This window comes from Actinophytocola sp. (genome assembly GCF_035762905.1).
In the GTDB taxonomy this organism is placed as follows: Bacteria; Actinomycetota; Actinomycetes; order Mycobacteriales; family Pseudonocardiaceae; genus DASYTH01.
Window position 1 is genome coordinate 1 of the sequence record NZ_DASUCC010000171.1, and the last position, 1,874, is coordinate 1,874.

The 1,874-nt window shown below is 66.1% G+C and carries 1 protein-coding gene; it reads left to right on the forward strand.

Annotated elements, in window-relative coordinates; translation table 11 throughout:
- Positions 1 to 503: 503 nt before the first annotated feature.
- A complete protein-coding gene (locus VFV67_RS36580; RefSeq protein WP_326475315.1) occupies positions 504 to 1,805 on the forward strand; it encodes a serine hydrolase domain-containing protein in 1,302 nt (433 codons plus the stop codon).
- The last annotated feature ends 69 nt before the right edge of the window (positions 1,806 to 1,874 follow it).

The window sequence follows — 1,874 nt, forward strand, 5'->3', positions numbered from 1 at the left end:
CCACCACCAACTCACCCATCACCGCCAACACCCCCAACAACTGCGTCGGCAGCGTCCCCGCCGTGCCCAACTGCACCGGCTGAACGGAAACCCGTCGTCACACCACAGAAATCGCCGTCCCGATGACGGCAAGACCCGGCCCGCCGATCGTGACCGCGACCGGGAGTAACTGAGCGCTCGAATGTACTGCCGGGCCGGGACGATCGGGTGCGGGGGTCAGGCCATTCGCGAGGCTGCAGTATCTGGCGGTATCTATCGGGGCCCCGAGGGAGTAGATTGATGCCGCTACCCCGGACCTCGGTCGCGCAGACGAAGAGGTCCGGGTTTCTTTTTTGCACACCGTGCGGGTTCTTTGTTCCGTAGGAAGGGACGGCGTCATGTGACGCATCCCGCCGGTTGATTGCGCGTCGGGCGCCGTCATTCGCGTACGCCCGGAAGACTGGTCGAACCCTGGAAGGTTCACGTTGTTGCCTGCCATTGAAACTGGGCGGCTTAGGAAGTTGTTGATCGATCTGGTGCGAAGGCATGGGGTTCCGGCCGCCCAACTCGCCATTCACATGAATGGCCGGACGGTGGCCGTCACGGCCGGCGGGGTCACCGCCGACGCCAAGTTTCCGGTGGGATCGATCACCAAGGCATTCACGGCATCGGTGGCGATGCTCCTGGTCGCCGACGGCGACCTCGACGTGGACGACCGGATCGGTACGTACCTCGCCGAACTCGGAACCGAAGCGGACAGCCTTGGCGGCATGGTGACGGTGCGCCAGATTCTGAGCCATACCAGTGGGTTGCCGTCGAGCTTCGGTGAGCGGCTGGCGGCGGTCGCGTCGCCGCGCCAGTATCTGCGCGACTGCCGTGAGCTCACCCTGGTCCAGCTTCCCGGCGTCAGGTTCTCCTATTCCAACGTGGGATACGTGCTCATCGGGCGAATTGTCGAGGAGATCACCGGGATGAGCTGGTGGGACGCGATCCAGGCGCTCCTGCTCAAGCCGTTGCGCGTCGTGCCGTCGTTCGTCGTGTGGCCGGACTCGCAGCATTCCGCCGACAGCTTCGTGTCCGGACACGTCGTGAACGAGGCGACCGGCACGGCCCTCCCGGTCGCACAGACGATTCGAGTGGTTGAAGCTCCGTGCGGCGCGCTCGCGTTGAGCGCCACGGACCTGGTCGCGTTCGGGCACGCGCATCTGACCGGCTGCGGTGATCCTTCGGTGTCCGCACCGCTGGACGCCGAGGCGTTCCGCGAGATGCGGCGTCCCGTTTCCGGCGCCGAGCCGTTCGGCCTTGCCGATGGCTGGGGGCTTGGTCTGGCGGTGTTCCGGGATGTCGATGCCGACTGGGTCGGTCACGACGGAACCGCCGACGGCACGTCATGTCACCTTCGGATCGATCCGACCCGCGACCGGGTGATCGCGTTGACGGCGAACGCGAATACCGGTTCATCGTTGTGGGAAGAGCTGGTCGATGAGTTGCGCGCGCTGGACATTCCGGTGGGCGACTACATCGCGCCCGAGCTGACGTCGCAGATCCCGGCTCCCGGTGACCTCTTCGGCAGTTACGTGAACGGCGAGATGGAGTACGCCGTGGACGCGGGGGAGGGTGGCGAGGCCACGCTCAGCGTCGACGGCGAGACCTATCCGGAGCTGATCCTGCACGAGGACTGGGCCTTCTCCGTCCGGCAACCTGCTTCCGGCCGCCGGATCCTCGGCGGTCGCTTTCTCAGGGACCCGTCGGGGGGACAGGTGAGTGGGATCCAGACCGGTGGCCGTGTCGCCGGCCGCCTGACCAACTCGACCTGCTCGTCTTGAATGCCGTGTTCCCGGTGCCTCCTGATGGCACCGATCGCTCGATCGCGCCCGGAAGGTTCGAGATTCGCC